This window comes from Nicoliella sp. ESL1113 (genome assembly GCF_058509245.1).
The window spans coordinates 1,533,266-1,551,607 of the sequence record NZ_CP196387.1; the positions used below are offsets into that span (position 1 = coordinate 1,533,266).

The window sequence follows — 18,342 nt, forward strand, 5'->3', positions numbered from 1 at the left end:
ATAAGCAGCTAGCCAATAATGACTAACTGCTTATTTTAATTGAACCATTAATTATTTAATTTCAATATGCGTATTCTTTTTATTATTAGCACGCTTTGGTAACGTAATCTTCAAAATTCCACCATCATAACTTGCGGTAATCTTTTCGTCATCGATACCTGGTAGGTAGAAGGAACGCGCAACATTGCTAGAAGAACGTTCGCGCCGTAAGACGTTGCCATCCTTGTCATTATCTTCCTTCGTCAAATCGTGAACCGCACGAACACTGAGTGTGTCATCATTATAATCTAACTTAATGTCATTTTTCTTAAAACCTGGTAATTCTGAATCCACTTCATAGTTATCATCATTTTCAACGACATCAGTCTTCATTTGATTACCTGACACAGAAGATAAGAAACTCTTGCCAAAATTACCAAAGAAATCATCCATTGGATCAATTGCAGAATCAATACTTCTTAAATCATTTGTCATAATCATAAGACTCCCTTTGTCATTAAATTGTTTGTAACCTTGATTACATTATCTATGATAGTCGCTTTAACTCAGAATTCAAATATTTAGCACTCGTTAATTGAGACTGCTAAAAAGCAGACTGCAATATTTATTTTAATATCGCTAGTTTAGCTGTATAATTAACATATTATATAAATAAAATATATATTATAGATTCAGAAATGAGGGAACCTTATTGTCTAGTGGGATACAATTAGTAATTATTCTATTTACGTTTTTCTTTGCCGCATTTTCCGTTGCGAGTGAGTTTGCATTAGTGCAAACAAGACTTAGTTCATTGGAAGATGATAAAGCTAGTGGCAACGGTAATCAAAAAAAGTTGGATCGCCAAATTTACATGGTTACACATCTTAATGATTACCTATCAACCACTCAAGTGGGTGTTTCACTTGCTGGAATCATCTTAGGGTGGATTGGTGAACCATTTATTGATCACATGCTTTCTGATGTTTTAGATTTAGTTCACATCAGCGAAGCATCAGCAAAGGGAATCAGTGTTATTATCGGGGTTGGATTGCTAACTTACTTAGAAGTGGTCTTTACTGAAGTTGTACCAAAGAACTTAAGTACTGATAAACCACGGCAGATGCTAGATGTCGTATCCGGACCACTTCATTATCTGCACACCATGTTCTACCCATTTGTTTGGCTACTTAACATCTCTGCTGGTGCGGTAGTTAAAATGATGGGGATCAAGATGGCAGATGAAAACGATGATACTTATTCACAAAACGAAATTCTAATGTTATCCAGAAATGCCGTTCAATCTGGGGAACTAGAAAAGAATGACTACCTATATATGCGGCGGGCTTTTGATCTTAATGATAAGGTTGCTCGTGATATCATGGTCGACCGAACTCAATTAGTGGTGTTAGACATCACTGCAACGGTCAAGGAAGCATTGCGCCTGTACCTACAAATGAAATTCAGTCGAATTCCTGTGGTCGCTAATGGTGATAAGGATCGCATCTTAGGGTACGTTTATAATTACGATTTAGTTCGGCAATCCCGTGTTGATCCAAACATTGGAATTGATAAACTGCTTCGTGATATTACGACGACCTCTGAGAACACGCCGATCACAGAGGTTCTTCAACAAATGATCAAGAACCGCGCTCCAATCGTGGTTGTGGTGGATGAATACGGTGGGACTTCTGGAATTATTACCGATAAGGATATCTACGAAGAATTATTCGGAACTGTCCGTGATGAAATCGATCCAGCTACCAACGAATTTATTTTTAAGCAACCTAAGGGGACCTACCAAGTAAACGGTCGATTAACGACCTATGACTTTGAAAGATACTTTAATACTGATATTAAAGCTTTTGATCGGTCAGACATCGTTACAATTGCCGGGTTCATCATTGATAATTATGATGACCTTAAGGTTGGCAAAGTAATTAAAATCATGAACTTTGAATTTAAGATTTTGGATTATGAAAACTCATTCATTAACTGGTTCGAAGTTACGAACTTGAACGAAGCCAAACCTAAGATTCAAAAATCGACTTTAGACCAAGTTAAAAAGCATGAATCTGAAGCAGCCGCTGCAAAAGCCAAAGCTGCAGATCAAAGTAACGCTAAATAAAATATCAAAAACGAGCGGTCAATCCCGTTCGTTTTTTTAATTTGATACAATATTAACAGTCAACAAAATTAAGTTAGGAACGTGATATTATTGGAACCAATTCAAGCCCTCTTCATTTCAATTAGTGGTAATACCAGAAATTTCATGGAATCATTAACTGAATACGCAAGTACCCAACACACCAACAATAAATCAATGCCATTATTTGAGGCACGAGAAATTAGTGATGCGAGTGATTTTGCAATTGAAGCAAAGCCTTATTTTGCATTCGTCCCCACATATTTGGATGGTGGCAACGGAATTGATAATGGCGTCAAGGAGCTAATGACTAACGTCCTCGGTGAATACATTGCATATGAAGATAATCGCACCCGTTGTCTAGGCGTCATCGGCAGTGGTAATAAAAACTTTAATGAACAATACTGCCTCACTGCCAAGCGTTACGCTCGTGACTTTGGCTTTCCATTTATTGATGATTATGAGCTACGGGGCACCAATGTCGATGTTAAAAGAGTGTATCAAACAATGGTAAATCGACTTAATGAGAGCAACTTTTAAATATCAATATTTTAGCAGTCAGCTAAAAAAGATTAGCCCAAATCGGGCTAATCTTTTTTATAATACTTATCCTTAATCGGCGTTCCATCAGAAATAATTGAAATCACTTGGTAGCCACGCTGTGCTTTTTGCATTACTGCGGTGGTTTTAAATACCTGCATATGAATCTGATCACCAATATCAAAATGATAGGTTAATTTATAAATAACTACGTATCGATTCCGTCCGATGCGTTTAAAACTACTTACGCTTGGCCGATATGTAGCCTTAAATTGACGTTGATAAAATGAATAAGCGAGTTGATAGATTGATTGATAGAAACGATTATCTTTGCCATCAACAAAGTAATGCCTTAATTTACCAGCATCAGAACCCTTGTTATTTAAGCGCCCTACCTTCGCATACATTGCAGCCAATGTGGTTTGTGCTTGTTGTGAGCCATCAGAACGCTTTTGCAAATGCTTTTTGAACAACATGATGGTACTATTATCATCCTTTTGGGTCACTTTAATTTGCTTTGTGGTCACACCCCGATTAGCGTAATGATACTTGGCGCTTATTTTGAGCGATGCACTCGTTAGGTGCTTTAAATGATAATTTCCATCGGCATCTGCATAGCTCATCACCTTCCCATTTAATAAGATCAAAGCATATGGCATCGTTTTAATTTTCACCGCATAGGTTTTTTGAGCGATCAAGTCATTATCAATCACCACTTGATATTTAGGAAAAATACCAAAATGAGTCCCCGTTTTCTGATATGTAAAAAAACCATCACTAGTATGGTTCCCAGAACCTAAATCACTTTTTAAATGTTCCACTAATTTGGGATTGGCTTTAAAATAGCCAGCGATCATTTTCGTATCATCATGGTGAGTGCGTTTAGAAACAAAATCATGATCAGGGACACCATTGGAAACGCTTGCTACCAATCGATTTAGAGTAACCGACTTAGAGTAGTAAAAATGACCATAACTATACCCACCAACCACGAAGATAATAATGGCAGCTGCAAACGCCCACCGTTTTTTATGCTTAAACGTTTTGAACGTTAGACGTACCCTTTTCGTATCTAAATGAGAGTGGTCTAAATGAGTTTTATTACTGTACTCTTGTAGCCGCGATGGCATTTGTGGAAAAGCGTATAAATCTTCAGGAGTCGGATTTTCCGCTTCTTCATCCTTACTAAAAAAGGCAGTTAAGTTAAATCCACAGTAATCACAGAATTGATTTTCAGCATCATTGGAATGTTGACAACGTGGACATTGAACCTGTTTTTCGGCTGCCATTTAATCACCTCCCCCCTAAAAAATGATAGATAATCTAATTATACTATATTTATTTTAATTTCTCATTTTGTTTTAGCATTCGATTGCGAATCAAGACCATTATGATTGCAAATATAATCAAACCAAATGAAAAGATAAATAGTGAATTATAATTTAAATATTCAACAAAGACGCCAGCATAAAGCGGACCGATTGCGCGCCCTAACGACATTGAAATACTAAAGAATGATTGGTAAAGCCCCTTTTGCGAGTCATTTGCTAACGTATCGATCCAAGCTGGTAAATCTGGAAAGCCAATCATTTCTCCAATCGTAAGGAATGCAATTGTAAATGCAAATGATAGGTAAGAACGATCAAATACCAAGAATAAAAAGGCTAATCCAAAAATAAAGATTCCAAATGAAATCTGTTTACTAATTTCAAATTTACGTCCAATTTTGCTAACGATCGTTTGGCCGAATATGATCATTAACCCATTAATCGTCCAAATAGAACTATACTCCTCAAAAGACATCCCTAATTGCGTCATATGAATCGGCATGACACTGCCCCAAATCGCATAAATTAAGTAAATACTGAATATCAGAAAACAAATTGCCAACAGTAAATGCATCGTATTTGCCTTGGGGCCGTCAACGTTCTTTACCTGATGGTTATGGTCATATCCTGTAAAGTCAATGTTAAAGAGCTTGATCGCCATTAGCAATAAGATCAAATAAAAACCAGCAGTCACCGTGAACACAGTTGTTACTCCATATTTCAACAGGTAGCCAACCATCGCAGTCCCTAGCACCACTCCAATATTCATCCCAATATAGAGGGTATTAAAAACGTACCTAGGACTTTTCGACTTAATCGTCGTGGCGTAAGAATTAATCAAGGTCAAGCTGCCCCCATCCCCTAGTCCATGGATGAGCAATAAAATTGCAAACATTGGCCAACCATGAAAGAAGACCAACGTAACAATCGATGCCGTTGAAATAAAGATACTGATTAGGGCGGTTTTATAAGCCGACCAGTTGTCGAATAAGAACCCACCAATATAATTTCCTAATATCATAAAGGCTGACATTAAAAATAAGATCAACCCGGATTCAGTTAAAGAGCGATGTAAGTAATCGTGCATATACATGGTTGTTAGCGGCCACAAACATGATGAACCTGCGTTTAAAAGCGTTGAATAAATCAATACTGATTTCATTCCAACTTCTTTTGGCTTTCCCATTATCTCACCCCATTCCACGTTAAAACCCATTCTAACAAAAAACCACCCTCGCGTTTACTAGGGTGGCCAAAAAGATTAAAATTAATTATTTAATTTTAGTGAACGTATAAGTAGCAGCCGGTGCTGATCCAAACTTAACCTTAGCTAACTTATTATCACTGGTTACCAAGTAGAATTTATTCTTACTTACTAACCGAATGTACATTGTACTGGTCTTCTTAATGCCTTTACCACGATAAGTTAAGGTAATTACATTTCCATTGACGTTTTTAACGTTAAAAACAGCGTTGTTAAGCAATTTACTATCATAGGTCTTGCTCTTGTATAGGGTTTGATTTAAACCAGTTTCATTATTAAATACCCAGAGTTGTGTGTATTTACCACTGGCACTGGACTTCCAACTACCCATTAATTCATTGACCTTTGCTGTATTGACACTACTTGAAGAAGTTGAGCTACTAGTAGTCGAACTTGATGAACTAGTGGTTGAACTACTAGTATCCGTAGATCCATCCTTAACAGTTACGATTCGGTAAAAGTAGTTATATGCATTGGATGCCTGAGCATAAACGTAAAGTTTAGTATTAACTGCATACTTTTTAGGAAGTTTGATCGTGTAATTACCCTTACTATCAGAGGTAGTTGAGGCAACCTTTTTACTATTATTCAACTTAACATAAACATTGACGTTCTTAGTAGCAGTTCCTGAGATTTCATTATCTGAAGTAGTAACAGTTGGCACTGTAATTGAAGGTTCTTTAGTATTGACCTTAGCAGCGTTTGCGCCATTCCCAAATGCAAAGAAAGCTAGGAACAGTGCGCCAATTGCAAAAAATAATGGTTTTTTCATGATGGTTCTCCTTTTTGTCATTCGTGACTAGTATATACTTTTATTATATATTAATCATTTTAGAAATTAATAGCAATATAAAAATGACAAAATCGTTCTTATATTATGTAAATTTAATTAATTTTACTTCCCCTTATTATTTAAGATAGCGTTTACATATTATTAGTGTAAACTCTTTCTTTGATTTTGCATGTGGTATATAATAAGCAACGTGTATTCTGTATGATAAATATTGAATTAATAATTTAAATCTAGGGAGTGTGACAGTATTGGCAACTGAACAAACTGCTTTGCTAACGCTTTTTGGTGCAACTGGTGACTTAGCTTCACGGAAGTTGTATCCTGCCCTTTTCAATTTATATAAAAAGGGAGAAATTAAGGAACATTTTGCATTAATCGGTACTGGTAGAAGAGAATGGGATGATGATAAGTTTCGTTCCGTTGTTTCCGATTCAGTTAAAGGCGCTGCTGAAAATGATCAACAAGTAAGTGACTTTGCTAGTCATTTTTATTACAAGGCACACGATGTTACTAATCCTGAACACTACAAGGTATTAAAGGGATTAGCAGATCAATTAGATGCTAAGTACGACTTAAAGGGTAATCGGATTTTCTACATCTCATTAGCCCCTCGTTTCTTTAGCTTAGTTGCTAACAACTTAAAACAACAAGATGTTTTCTCAGATAATGGTTTTAACCGCCTCATTATTGAAAAGCCATTCGGACACGACTTTGAATCTGCTCAAGAACTAAACGATTCATTGAGTTCCGCTTTTGATGAAGACCAAGTATTTAGAATTGACCATTACTTAGGGAAGGAAATGGTTCAAAACATCGCCGCCCTTCGTTTTGGTAACCCAATGATCGAATCAGTTTGGAACAACCAATTCATCGATAACGTCCAAGTGACCCTTGCTGAAAACATGGGGGTTGGTGAACGGGCTGGATACTACGATACTTCAGGAGCCCTTCGTGATATGGTGCAAAACCACATCATGCAAATCCTAAGCCTATTGGCAATGGACGAACCTAACAAGTACAAGGATACTGAAATCCGTGCTCAAAAGGTTAAGGCATTACAATCACTTCATATTTACGATGAAGAAGAAGTTGCTAAAAACTTTGTTCGTGGCCAATACGGTTCTAAGGGTGACCAAAAGGACTACCGTCATGAAGACAACGTTCCAGAAGACTCCAACACCGAAACATTCGTTGCTGGAAAGCTTGAATTCCAAAACAATCGTTGGGCTGGCGTACCATTCTACGTTCGGACTGGAAAGCTATTAGCTGATAAGTTCGCACGAATCGACGTTGTATTTAAGAAACCTGCATTGGATGACTTTGCACGCGCAAATGGCACTGATCCTCAATTGGTACCAAGTGTAATTACGATTAAGATCGAACCAGACTCTGGTTTTGAAATGCAATTAAACAAGAAGCATGTTGGCCAAGGTTACACGACCGACAGCTTCAAGTTCACTCATGATCTTACTGATGATGAAATGAAGGAAGTTCCACTTCCATACGAACGACTAATCAACGACGCAATGAAGGGTGACCACACTAACTTCGCTAGTTGGGCTGAAGTTGGTCAAGCTTGGAAGTTCGTTGACCAAATCGAAAAGCTTTGGAACAGCACTAAGGCTGATTTCCCTAACTACACACCAGGGACAATGGGTCCTAAGTCTGCTGAGGAATTACTCACTCGTTCCGGTCGGAATTGGGCATTCAGAGCTGAAGATTAATGATTTGAATAAGTTAATTCACTTTTAACGCTCTAAATGTTAAAATAGAGTTGTATTAAAACAAATAATCATATCAAAGTAAGCGTTTACGTTACTTGATGAATTCTTTTATAAAGGAAGGTTTATTTCAATGGCTGATCAAAAAGCAAATATTGGTGTTGTTGGGATGGCTGTTATGGGTAAAAACCTTGCCCTTAACATTGAAAGCCGCGGCTACACTGTAGGTATCTACAACCGTACTGGTGCAAAAACTGAAGAAGTTATGAAGGACCACAGTGACAAGAAGTTAGTTCCAAGTTACTCAGTGGAAGACTTCGTTAAGTCACTAGAAACTCCACGTCGGATTCTTATCATGGTTAAAGCTGGTAAGGCTACTGATGCTGTTATCGATGAATTATTACCACTTCTTGACAAGGGTGATGTTTTAATCGATGGTGGTAACACTAACTTCCACGACACTATGGCTCGTAACGCTCGTCTAGACAAGTCTGGTATTAACTTTATCGGAATGGGTGTTTCAGGTGGTGAACTTGGTGCATTGCACGGTCCATCATTGATGCCTGGTGGTCAAAAGTCAGCTTATGACTTAGTTGCCCCAATCTTGGAAAAGATCTCTGCTAAGGCCGAAGATGGCAAGCCATGTGTTGCTTACATCGGACCTAACGGTGCAGGTCACTACGTAAAGATGGTTCATAACGGTATCGAATACGGTGATGAACAATTAATCGACGAAAGTTACGACATTTTACGTCGCGTTGCTGGAATCGATGTTGATGAACTTTCAAACATCTTCAAAGAATGGAACAAGGGTGAACTTAACAGTTACTTAATCGATATCACTGGTGATATCTTAAGCCGTAAGGATGACCTTGGTTCAGGTAAGCCAATCGTTGACTTAATCTTAGATGAAGGTGCTAACAAGGGTACTGGTAAGTGGAGTTCAGAAGATGCTTTAGCATTAGGTGTTCCTCAATCAGTTATCACTGAATCAGTTTACGCTCGTTTCATCTCAATGCTTAAGGATGAAAGAGTTGCTGCTTCTAAGGTTCTTCCAAAGCCAGGTCTTGAATTAGACTTTGACAAGAAGGAACTTGTTGAAAAGGTTCGTGAAGCACTTTACTTCGGTAAGGTTATGAGTTACGCACAAGGATTCGAACAATTACGTTTCGCTTCCGAAGAATACGACTGGGCCCTCAAATTTGGTGAATTAGCTCAAATCTGGCGTGAAGGTTGTATCATTCGTGCACAATTCCTACAAAACATTACTGATGCCTTTGAAAAGGATCCTAAGTTAACTAACTTACTATTAGACCCTTACTTCACTGACATTGCTAAGAAGTACCAAGACTCAGCTCGTGAAGTTGTTGCACTTGCTACTAAGGCTGGTATTCCAGTACCTACCCTTTCAGCAGCTGTATCATACTACGACTCATACAGAACTGAAGTTCTTCCTGCTAACTTACTACAAGCTCAACGTGACTACTTCGGTGCTCACACTTACAAGCGTGTTGACCGTGAAGGTACTTTCCATTACCCATGGTACAAAGAACAATAAAATTAATTTATTAATTTTAAAAAAGATCTCATCTCTGATGGGATCTTTTTTTATGCATTTATCTAAAGTATTTCTTAATTTATAAGCATTATAAATTAAATTTCAGTGCAAAGGGTGTAAAATACAGTTGAACCCAAATTGAAAGGATGATCAAAATGAGTGACAGACAATTATTTACTGATTATTTTTACAATAAGGAAGATTATGACACCCAAGATGGTGGCTACGTTCCTTTAGAAGAACCTAAAGTTCCTCAACAAAAATTGAAAATTCCTGAAGTATTAGCTCCTGACAAGGAAACTGATACTGATATGTACTACACCGTTGTTTCCCAAACTGGTGAAGTTCAATTATTACCAGGGGAAAAGACCAAGACGTGGGGTTACAATGCTCCCCTTCTTGGTAAAACAATTATTTTCAAACGTGGTAAGCATATCCATATTACATTGAAAAATGAATTACCAGAACTAACTACATACCATTGGCATGGTTCTGTAATTCCTGGGGTTGCTGACGGTGGTTGTCACACCCCCGTTTACCCTGGTGAAACCAAACAAATTGATTTTGATATCGATCAACCAGCTGCTACCCTTTGGATGCACGCCCATCCATGTCCATCCACTGCCGAACAAGTTTGGCACGGTTTAGCTACCGCTGTCGTGGTTAAGGATGAAGAAGAAGCTAAGCTCCCATTACCACGGAACTACGGTGTTGATGACATTCCTTTGATCTTACAAGACCGTCGTTTCCACGAAGATAACCAATGGGATTACCAAGCTGATTATGATCCAGATGGTGTTGCTGGACCAACCCCAATGATTAACGGAACCATCAATCCATACTTTGACGTTACTACCCAAAAGGTTCGTCTTCGGGTTCTTGATGGTGCTAACCGAAGAGAATGGAGACTCCACTTTAGTGATGATTTGAAATTCACCCAAATTGCAGGGGACGGTAGCTTGTTACCCCACCCCGTTGACTTTACGAAGGTTTTAATTGGTTGTGCTGAAAGAATGGAATTTGTTGTTGACTTTGGTCAATACAAGCCAGGTGATGAAGTCGCCCTATACTCTGATAACGTTCCAATCGTTCGTTTTAGAATCCACGAATTCGCCAAGGACGATACTGAAATTCCAGAAACACTGACCAGCACCCTTCCAGATCCAGAAGTAACCCCTGATGCACCAATTCGGAAGGTTGTAATGTCTGGAATGGACGAATCAGTTGCCCTTAATGGTAAGAAATTTGATATGAGTCGGATCGATACCAAGACCAAGTTGAACAATGTTGAATACTGGGATGTTACTAACTCCAACGATATGGATGGTGGGATGCTTCACCCTTACCACATGCATGGATGTGTATTTAAAGTCGTTTCTCGTGATGGTAAAGCTCCTCATCCAAATGAACTTGGCCTTAAAGATACGATTGAAGTTAATCCTGGTGAAACTGTCCGTCTTAAAGTTTGGTTCCCATGTGTTGGAGTGTTTATGTACCATTGCCACATCATTGAACATGAAGATGGTGGGATGATGCTTCAATTTGAAGTTCCAGATCCAAAACATCCAGATGAATTACCACAACCATTAATGGATCACCATACATTAATGAGCGCCTTCGCAAAGGAACGGGGCGTTAAGATGGAAGATCTTCATTTAGGTGGAATGGAATCTTACCATAAAATGAACATGAAAATGTAAAAATAGTTTGACATTCCGTTGAAAAGATATTATAGTAATAAAGATGGAAAAAAGAAAAGATTACTAAATCGGAGGTGGACAAAATGACAGAATTAACATTTGATCCTGGAGCGACGAGTGAGTCGATGATGGGAAAGTCGAAGTCATTTAATAAGTCGCCAAGGAGTTTTCATGGTAGATAATTAATGACAGCCGATTTTCCCGAAAAACATTAATTTAATTGTTTTAATCTAATCAATCTTTTTCATATTGAAAAAGTAATTATCAAGCAATCGATGGTTAAAATAATTATGAAGCGTGTCCTATAGGAAAATTAGTTGTTGTTGATTATCTCGGTGTCTTCAATTATTCTAAGGTATTGACGTACTTATAATTGAAAAGGTAATCACGTTGCTTATGATGCTCTACTAGATGGGGAACCATTTGGGGAGGTACTGAACAACAATTTTAATTTTAAACTAAATTTTAATTTTACATTTTATCTGATAAACTAAAAAAGCATTCAAACTTTTGTTTGAATGCTTTTTTAGTTCTTAATTTTTAACTGGTAAGTATTCTTGAACATACTTATCGGACTGTTCTGAATTGAATTCTCCTTCAGACTTTCCAATAATAACGGTAGCAAGTGAATTCCCGACCACGTTAACTGCGGTCCGCCCCATATCAACAATTCGATCGATTCCAGCAATAAACGCAAGGCCAGTTACTGGAATCCCAACTGTAGAAACAGTTGCAAGCAACACCACAAATGATGCTCCAGGGACTCCTGCCATTCCCTTAGAAGTAATGACTAATACCAATAACACCATGATTTGTTGGCCAATTGATAAGTGAATATTATAGGCTTGGGCAAGAAAAATAACTGCTAATGATTGATAAATTGCGGATCCATCAAGGTTAAATGTATATCCAGTTGGAATTACAAATGAAACAATCGATTTATCAACCCCGAATTTCTGCATTTTATCAATTAACCTTGGTAATGTTGCTTCCGAACTAGCAGTTGAAAATGCTAATACAATCTCATCTTTAATTACAAATAAAAGGTTTTTAAGGCTAAATCCGAATAGCTTTGCAGCTAATCCCATAAATACTAAGATAAATACTAACATCGTCGCATAGGCTAAAAATACAAAGTAACTAAGTGGCGCTAATGCCCCTACCCCCATTTGTGCAAGGGTCGCACCAATCAGTGCACAGACCCCGATCGGTGCTAAACTCATTACCCAGTTAGTAACCTTAAACATTACTTCTGAAACAGCAGTTAGAAAATCAATAATGATCTTACCACGTTCACCAATTGCGGCAGTTCCTAGTCCAAAGAATACTGAGAAAACAATTACTGGCATCATATTGCCATCGCTTAATGATTTAAAAATATTCGTTGGAATCAAGTTCATAATCGTTCCCCAACCGCCACTTTCCTTAGCAGCATTGGCAGTTGATACATACTTACTAATGTCCTCACCCTTTAAGGCATGAATATTAATAAAGTCACCTGGATGCGTAAAATTAGCAACTACTAACCCCAATGCAATTGCAATCGTGGTCATAACTTCAAAGTAGATGATGGTTTTTCCACCAATTCGCCCTAGCTTTTTAATATCACCAATACTGGCAATTCCAACAGTTAAACAAGAAAGAACGATCGGCAACACAATCATTTGAATCAGATTAATGAACATCGTTCCGATATTAGACATTGTAGTAATCGCCGTTTGATTCTGGTAAAAGACAATTCCTAATACAATCCCTAACACTAATCCAATCATGATTTGCCAACCAATCGTTAGCTTAAACCTCTTCATAAAAATCCTCTTCCCATATTAATATACTATATGTAAATTATTATCATTATAATTTGCATGACTTATTATATTTTATCATAAATAGGTGATATTTTTGTATATTTATTAAAACAAATAAAAAACATCCGTAAAATTAATTACGAATGTTTTTTTGTTTGCGTGGCAACGTCCTATCCTTGCAGGGGGCGATCCCCCAACTACTTTTGGCGCTCAAAAGCTTAACTTCTGTGTTCGACATGGGAACAGGTGTATCCTTCTGGCCATCATCACCACACTATTTATCTGTGAGAACTTCGTTCTCTCAAAACTAGATAATATCTTATTCTTCCATGAGAACAACCTTACTTGGTTAAGTCCTCGACCAATTAGTACTGGTCCGCTCCATGCATCACTGCACTTCCACTTCCAGCCTATCTACCTGATCATCTTTCAGGGGTCTTACTTCCATAAAGGAATGGGAAATCTCATCTCGAGGTGGGTTTCACACTTAGATGCTTTCAGCGTTTATCTCATCCATACATAGCTACCCAGCGATGCGCCTGGCGGCACAACTGGTACACCAGCGGTATGTCCACTCCGGTCCTCTCGTACTAAGAGCAGCTCCTCTCAAATTTCCTACGCCCGCGACGGATAGGGACCGAACTGTCTCACGACGTTCTGAACCCAGCTCGCGTACCGCTTTAATGGGCGAACAGCCCAACCCTTGGGACCAACTACAGCCCCAGGATGCGATGAGCCGACATCGAGGTGCCAAACCTCCCCGTCGATGTGAACTCTTGGGGGAGATAAGCCTGTTATCCCCAGGGTAGCTTTTATCCGTTGAGCGATGGCCCTTCCATACGGTACCACCGGATCACTAAGCCCGACTTTCGTCCCTGCTCGACCTGTATGTCTCGCAGTCAAGCTCCCTTCTGCCTTTACACTCGTCGAATGATTTCCAACCATTCTGAGGGAACCTTTGGGCGCCTCCGTTACTGTTTAGGAGGCGACCGCCCCAGTCAAACTGCCAACCAGACACTGTCTCCCACCACGATTAGTGGTGCGGGTTAGAGTGTTCATACAGCGAGGGTAGTATCCCACCAATGCCTCCATCGAGACTAGCGTCCCGACTTCTATGGCTCCTACCTATCCTGTACAAGCTATACAAACACCCAATATCAAGTTACAGTAAAGCTCCATGGGGTCTTTCCGTCCTGTCGCGGGTAACCTGCTTCTTCACAGGTATCTCAATTTCACCGAGTCTCTCGTTGAGACAGTGCTCAGATCGTTACGCCTTTCGTGCGGGTCGGAACTTACCCGACAAGGAATTTCGCTACCTTAGGACCGTTATAGTTACGGCCGCCGTTTACTGGGGCTTCGTTTCTGGGCTTCGCCGAAGCTAACTCATCCACTTAACCTTCCAGCACCGGGCAGGCGTCAGCCCCTATACTTCATCTTACGATTTTGCAGAAACCTGTGTTTTTGATAAACAGTCGCCTGAGCTTTTTCACTGCGGCTGCACATAGTGCAGCACCCCTTCTCCCGAAGTTACGGGGTCATTTTGCCGAGTTCCTTAACGAGAGTTCACTCGCTCACCTTAGGATTCTCTCCTCGACTACCTGTGTCGGTTTGCGGTACGGGTAGTTAACTACTAACTAGAAACTTTTCTCGGTAGTGTGACATCAACGACTTCCCTACTAAATTTCGGTCCTCATCACACCTTGTCAACACGGTATTAAGCATTTGACTCAATACCTGACTTAGTGCTTGAACATCCATATCCAACAGGATGCTACGTTTAGCCTCCTACGTCCTTCCATCGGTCAAACATAGTTAACTAGTACAGGAATCTCAACCTGTTATCCATCGCCTACGCCTCTCGGCCTCGGCTTAGGTCCCGACTAACCCTGGGAGGACGAGCCTTCCCCAGGAAACCTTAGTCATTCGGTGGATCAGATTCTCACTGATCTTTCGCTACTCATACCGGCATTCTCACTTCTAAGCGCTCCACTAGTCCTTACGGTCTAGCTTCATTGCCCTTAGAACGCTCTCCTATCACGCAACATAGTTGCGTCCACAATCTCGGTAATATGCTTAGCCCCGGTAAATTTTCGGCGCAGAATCACTCGACTAGTGAGCTATTACGCACTCTTTAAATGGTGGCTGCTTCTGAGCCAACATCCTAGTTGTCTATGCAACTCCACATCCTTTTCCACTCAGCATATATTTAGGGACCTTAATTGGTGGTCTGGGCTGTTCCCCTTTCGACGGTGGATCTTATCACTCATCGTCTGACTCCTGGATATAAATCAATGGCATTCGGAGTTTATCTGAATTTAGTAACCCAAGACGGGCCCCTCACCCAAACAGTGCTCTACCTCCATGATTCTCGACTCCAAGGCTAACCCTAAAGCTATTTCGGAGAGAACCAGCTATCTCCAAGTTCGTTTGGAATTTCACCGCTACCCACACCTCATCCCAGCACTTTTCAACGTACACGGGTTCGGCCCTCCGGTGTGTTTTACCACACTTTCAGCCTGGACATGGGTAGATCACCTGGTTTCGGGTCTATCACAACATACTATATCGCCCTATTCAGACTCGCTTTCGCTACGGCTCCGACTTTTCATCTTAACCTTGCATGTTATCATAACTCGCCGGTTCATTCTGCAAGAGGCACGCTATCACCCATTAACGGGCTCTAACTGCTTGTAGGCACATGGTTTCAGGAACTATTTCACTCCCCTTCCGGGGTGCTTTTCACCTTTCCCTCACGGTACTGGTTCACTATCGGTCACTAGGGAGTATTTAGCCTTGGGAGATGGTCCTCCCGGATTCCGGCAATGTTTCACGTGTATTGCCGTACTCAGGATCCTGAACTGAGGGAATTAGATTTCGTCTACAGGGCTATCACCTTGTGTCGCAGAACTTCCCAGATCTTTCGACTATCTAATTCTTTGGTAACTCAAATGTTCAGTCCTACAACCCCATCGAGTAAACTCGATGGTTTGGGCTGTTCCCCGTTCGCTCGCCGCTACTGAGGGAATCGAATTTTCTTTCTCTTCCTGTGGGTACTTAGATGTTTCAGTTCCCCACGTCTGCCTTTCAATGAGTATGAATTCGTCATTGAATAATAAACGATTAAATTTATTGGGTTTCCCCATTCGGAAATCTCCGGATCAAAGCTTACGTACAGCTCCCCGAAGCATATCGGCGTTAGTCCCGTCCTTCATCGGCTCCTAGTACCAAGGCATCCACCATGCGCCCTTAATAACTTAACCTATTACCACGAAGTGGTATTTGGTTAATTGAGTAAATACGAATAAAACTAATTTAAAAAACTCAAAATAACGCGGTGTTCTCGGTTGAAATTGTATTTAATACAATTCAATAATTTGGAAAAATTAAAATATTATCTAGTTTTCAAAGAACCAAGTATTATGACACTTACGTGTCAATGGAGAATAGCGGGATCGAACCGCTGACCTCCTGCTTGCAAAGCAGGTGCTCTCCCAGCTGAGCTAATTCCCCATACCATTTAAATTAAATTAATCAACAAGTGATTAATAATGGGCCTAAATGGACTCGAACCATCGACCTCACGCTTATCAGGCGTGCGCTCTCACCAACTGAGCTATAGGCCCAAAGAAGCGTGGTTCCATAGTTTGAGAGTAGACCTCTCAAAACTAAACAAAACTATGACTGTGTAAGGTTCCGAATTATTCCTTAGAAAGGAGGTGATCCAGCCGCAGGTTCTCCTACGGCTACCTTGTTACGACTTCACCCTAATCATCAGTCCTACCTTAGGCGGCTAGCTCCTCAAAAGAGGTTACTGCACCGACTTTGGGTATTACTAACTCTCATGGTGTGACGGGCGGTGTGTACAAGACCCGGGAACGTATTCACCGTGGCATGCTGATCCACGATTACTAGTGATTCCAACTTCATGCAGGCGAGTTGCAGCCTGCAATCCGAACTGAGAACGGCTTTAAGAGATTAGCTTGACCTCGCGGTTTTGCGACTCGTTGTACCGTCCATTGTAGCACGTGTGTAGCCCAGGCCATAAGGGGCATGATGATTTGACGTCGTCCCCACCTTCCTCCGGTTTGTCACCGGCAGTCTCACTAGAGTGCCCAACTTAATGCTGGCAACTAATAATAGGGGTTGCGCTCGTTGCGGGACTTAACCCAACATCTCACGACACGAGCTGACGACAACCATGCACCACCTGTCATCCTGTCCCCGAAGGGAACGGCTAATCTCTTAGCTTTGCAGGAGATGTCAAGGCCTGGTAAGGTTCTTCGCGTAGCATCGAATTAAACCACATGCTCCACCACTTGTGCGGGTCCCCGTCAATTCCTTTGAGTTTCAACCTTGCGGTCGTACTCCCCAGGCGGAATGCTTAATGCGTTAGCTGCGGCACTAAAGGGCGGAAACCCTCTAACACCTAGCATTCATCGTTTACGGCATGGACTACCAGGGTATCTAATCCTGTTTGCTACCCATGCTTTCGAGCCTCAGCGTCAGTTACAGACCAGACAGCCGCCTTCGCCACTGGTGTTCTTCCATATATCTACGCATTTCACCGCTACACATGGAGTTCCACTGTCCTCTTCTGCACTCAAGTTTCTCAGTTTCCGATGCACTTCTCCGGTTAAGCCGAAGGCTTTCACATCAGACTTAAAAAACCGCCTGCGCTCGCTTTACGCCCAATAAATCCGGACAACGTTTGCCACCTACGTATTACCGCGGCTGCTGGCACGTAGTTAGCCGTGACTTTCTGGTTAAATACCGTCAAAGCTTGATCATTTCCTATCAAACTTGTTCTTCTTTAACAACAGAGTTTTACGAGCCGAAACCCTTCTTCACTCACGCGGCGTTGCTCCATCAGACTTGCGTCCATTGTGGAAGATTCCCTACTGCTGCCTCCCGTAGGAGTATGGGCCGTGTCTCAGTCCCATTGTGGCCGATTACCCTCTCAGGTCGGCTACGTATCATTGCCTTGGTAGGCCATTACCCCACCAACAAGCTAATACGCCGCAGGTCCATCCTAAAGTGATGCAAACGCATCTTTTAAACAAAAACCATGCGGTTTTTGTTGTTATGCGGTATTAGCACTTGTTTCCAAATGTTATCCCCCGCTTTAGGGCAAGTTACCTACGTGTTACTCACCAGTTCGCCACTCACTTCGATGTTAAGTCAAGTTAATGCAAGCATCAACTATCATTAACGGAAGTTCGTTCGACTTGCATGTATTAGGCACGCCGCCAACGTTCGTCCTGAGCCAGGATCAAACTCTCATCTTATGATGAAAAGCTTAACGTTAGCTCTTCTTAATTTTGTTACTTTTTAAAGCGAATTGACTTCGCATAAGTTTTTTGTACTTCATTTAAAATGAAGTTCCTTACACATTTTTTGTCATAATTTTGTTCAGTTTTCAAAGATCTACTTTTGCGCGTCGCTCTTAACGACAACTATTTAATAATATCAAATTGCTAACTGGATGTCAACGATTTTTTAAAATTA

Annotated in this window: 10 protein-coding genes, 2 tRNA genes and 3 rRNA genes; 5 read left to right on the top strand and 10 right to left on the bottom strand. The window is 40.5% G+C overall.

All coding sequences use genetic code 11. The features are described from left to right. Positions 1–51 precede the first annotated feature (51 nt). Positions 52–474, bottom strand: coding sequence for an Hsp20/alpha crystallin family protein (locus ACSYTJ_RS06740; protein WP_491716827.1), 423 nt, complete (start codon positions 472–474; stop codon positions 52–54). 217 nt (positions 475–691) lie between these two features. On the opposite strand from ACSYTJ_RS06740, the gene ACSYTJ_RS06745 reads away from it, so the two are divergent. Both ACSYTJ_RS06745 and nrdI read left to right on the top strand, forming a co-directional pair. Next, positions 692–2,107: a hemolysin family protein gene (locus ACSYTJ_RS06745; RefSeq protein ID WP_491716828.1), complete on the top strand. Its 1,416-nt coding sequence runs from the start codon at positions 692–694 to the stop codon at positions 2,105–2,107. Positions 2,108–2,197: 90 nt separating this feature from the next. Further along, the gene (nrdI, locus tag ACSYTJ_RS06750; protein WP_491719820.1) at positions 2,198–2,665 is read left to right on the top strand and encodes a class Ib ribonucleoside-diphosphate reductase assembly flavoprotein NrdI; all 468 of its coding nucleotides are present in this window, start codon (positions 2,198–2,200) and stop codon (positions 2,663–2,665) included. A gap of 47 nt (positions 2,666–2,712) precedes the next feature. Here nrdI and ACSYTJ_RS06755 read toward each other — a convergent pair whose 3' ends face one another. The 3 genes from ACSYTJ_RS06755 to ACSYTJ_RS06765 all read right to left on the bottom strand — a co-directional run bounded on the left by ACSYTJ_RS06755 (position 2,713) and on the right by ACSYTJ_RS06765 (position 6,029). Then, positions 2,713–3,954: a zinc ribbon domain-containing protein gene (locus ACSYTJ_RS06755; RefSeq protein ID WP_491719821.1), complete on the bottom strand. Its 1,242-nt coding sequence runs from the start codon at positions 3,952–3,954 to the stop codon at positions 2,713–2,715. 49 nt (positions 3,955–4,003) lie between these two features. Next, positions 4,004–5,179 (bottom strand): MDR family MFS transporter, encoded by a 1,176-nt coding sequence (locus tag ACSYTJ_RS06760; protein WP_491716831.1) that lies wholly within the window; start codon positions 5,177–5,179, stop codon positions 4,004–4,006. Between the two features lie 85 nt (positions 5,180–5,264). Beyond that, positions 5,265–6,029 carry an Ig-like domain-containing protein gene (locus ACSYTJ_RS06765; protein WP_491716832.1) on the bottom strand — a complete coding sequence of 255 codons (765 nt, stop codon included), beginning with the start codon at positions 6,027–6,029 and terminating at the stop codon, positions 5,265–5,267. Positions 6,030–6,298: 269 nt separating this feature from the next. Here ACSYTJ_RS06765 and zwf point away from each other — a divergent pair, with 269 nt between their 5' ends. From zwf to ACSYTJ_RS06780, 3 genes are all read left to right on the top strand, one after another. Then, positions 6,299–7,774, top strand: a complete 1,476-nt coding sequence (gene zwf, locus ACSYTJ_RS06770; protein ID WP_491719822.1) for a glucose-6-phosphate dehydrogenase — start codon at positions 6,299–6,301, stop codon at positions 7,772–7,774. A gap of 130 nt (positions 7,775–7,904) precedes the next feature. Continuing rightward, entirely contained in the window at positions 7,905–9,329 is a 1,425-nt protein-coding gene (gene gnd, locus ACSYTJ_RS06775; RefSeq protein WP_491716834.1) for an NADP-dependent phosphogluconate dehydrogenase, read from the top strand. 155 nt (positions 9,330–9,484) lie between these two features. Then, positions 9,485–11,029 (top strand): multicopper oxidase family protein, encoded by a 1,545-nt coding sequence (locus tag ACSYTJ_RS06780; RefSeq protein WP_491719823.1) that lies wholly within the window; start codon positions 9,485–9,487, stop codon positions 11,027–11,029. 533 nt (positions 11,030–11,562) lie between these two features. Here ACSYTJ_RS06780 and ACSYTJ_RS06785 read toward each other — a convergent pair. From ACSYTJ_RS06785 to ACSYTJ_RS06810, 6 genes are all read right to left on the bottom strand, one after another. Continuing rightward, positions 11,563–12,837, bottom strand: a complete 1,275-nt coding sequence (locus ACSYTJ_RS06785) for a dicarboxylate/amino acid:cation symporter (RefSeq protein ID WP_491716836.1) — start codon at positions 12,835–12,837, stop codon at positions 11,563–11,565. A 157-nt stretch (positions 12,838–12,994) separates the two neighbouring features. After that, positions 12,995–13,111, bottom strand: a 5S ribosomal RNA gene (gene rrf, locus ACSYTJ_RS06790). A 71-nt stretch (positions 13,112–13,182) separates the two neighbouring features. Then, a 23S ribosomal RNA gene (locus ACSYTJ_RS06795) occupies positions 13,183–16,097 on the bottom strand. Positions 16,098–16,274: 177 nt separating this feature from the next. Continuing rightward, positions 16,275–16,347 (bottom strand) — tRNA-Ala (locus ACSYTJ_RS06800). A 39-nt stretch (positions 16,348–16,386) separates the two neighbouring features. Continuing rightward, a tRNA-Ile gene (locus tag ACSYTJ_RS06805) sits at positions 16,387–16,460 on the bottom strand. Between the two features lie 86 nt (positions 16,461–16,546). Next, positions 16,547–18,122: ribosomal RNA gene (locus tag ACSYTJ_RS06810) — 16S ribosomal RNA — on the bottom strand. The 16S, 23S and 5S rRNA genes sit together here with 2 tRNA genes alongside, the layout of an rRNA operon. Between the last annotated feature and the right edge of the window lie 220 nt (positions 18,123–18,342).

Bases quoted from the DNA above. Each gene is read 5' to 3' on its own strand.
- ACSYTJ_RS06785 (WP_491716836.1), bottom strand. From the start codon at position 12,837: ATGAAGAGGTTTAAGCTAACGATTGGTTGGCAAATCATGATTGGATTA.
- ACSYTJ_RS06765 (WP_491716832.1), bottom strand. From the start codon at position 6,029: ATGAAAAAACCATTATTTTTTGCAATTGGCGCACTGTTCCTAGCTTTC.
- ACSYTJ_RS06740 (WP_491716827.1), bottom strand. From the start codon at position 474: ATGACAAATGATTTAAGAAGTATTGATTCTGCAATTGATCCAATGGAT.
- gnd (WP_491716834.1), top strand. From the start codon at position 7,905: ATGGCTGATCAAAAAGCAAATATTGGTGTTGTTGGGATGGCTGTTATG.
- ACSYTJ_RS06780 (WP_491719823.1), top strand. From the start codon at position 9,485: ATGAGTGACAGACAATTATTTACTGATTATTTTTACAATAAGGAAGAT.
- ACSYTJ_RS06760 (WP_491716831.1), bottom strand. From the start codon at position 5,179: ATGGGAAAGCCAAAAGAAGTTGGAATGAAATCAGTATTGATTTATTCA.
- ACSYTJ_RS06755 (WP_491719821.1), bottom strand. From the start codon at position 3,954: ATGGCAGCCGAAAAACAGGTTCAATGTCCACGTTGTCAACATTCCAAT.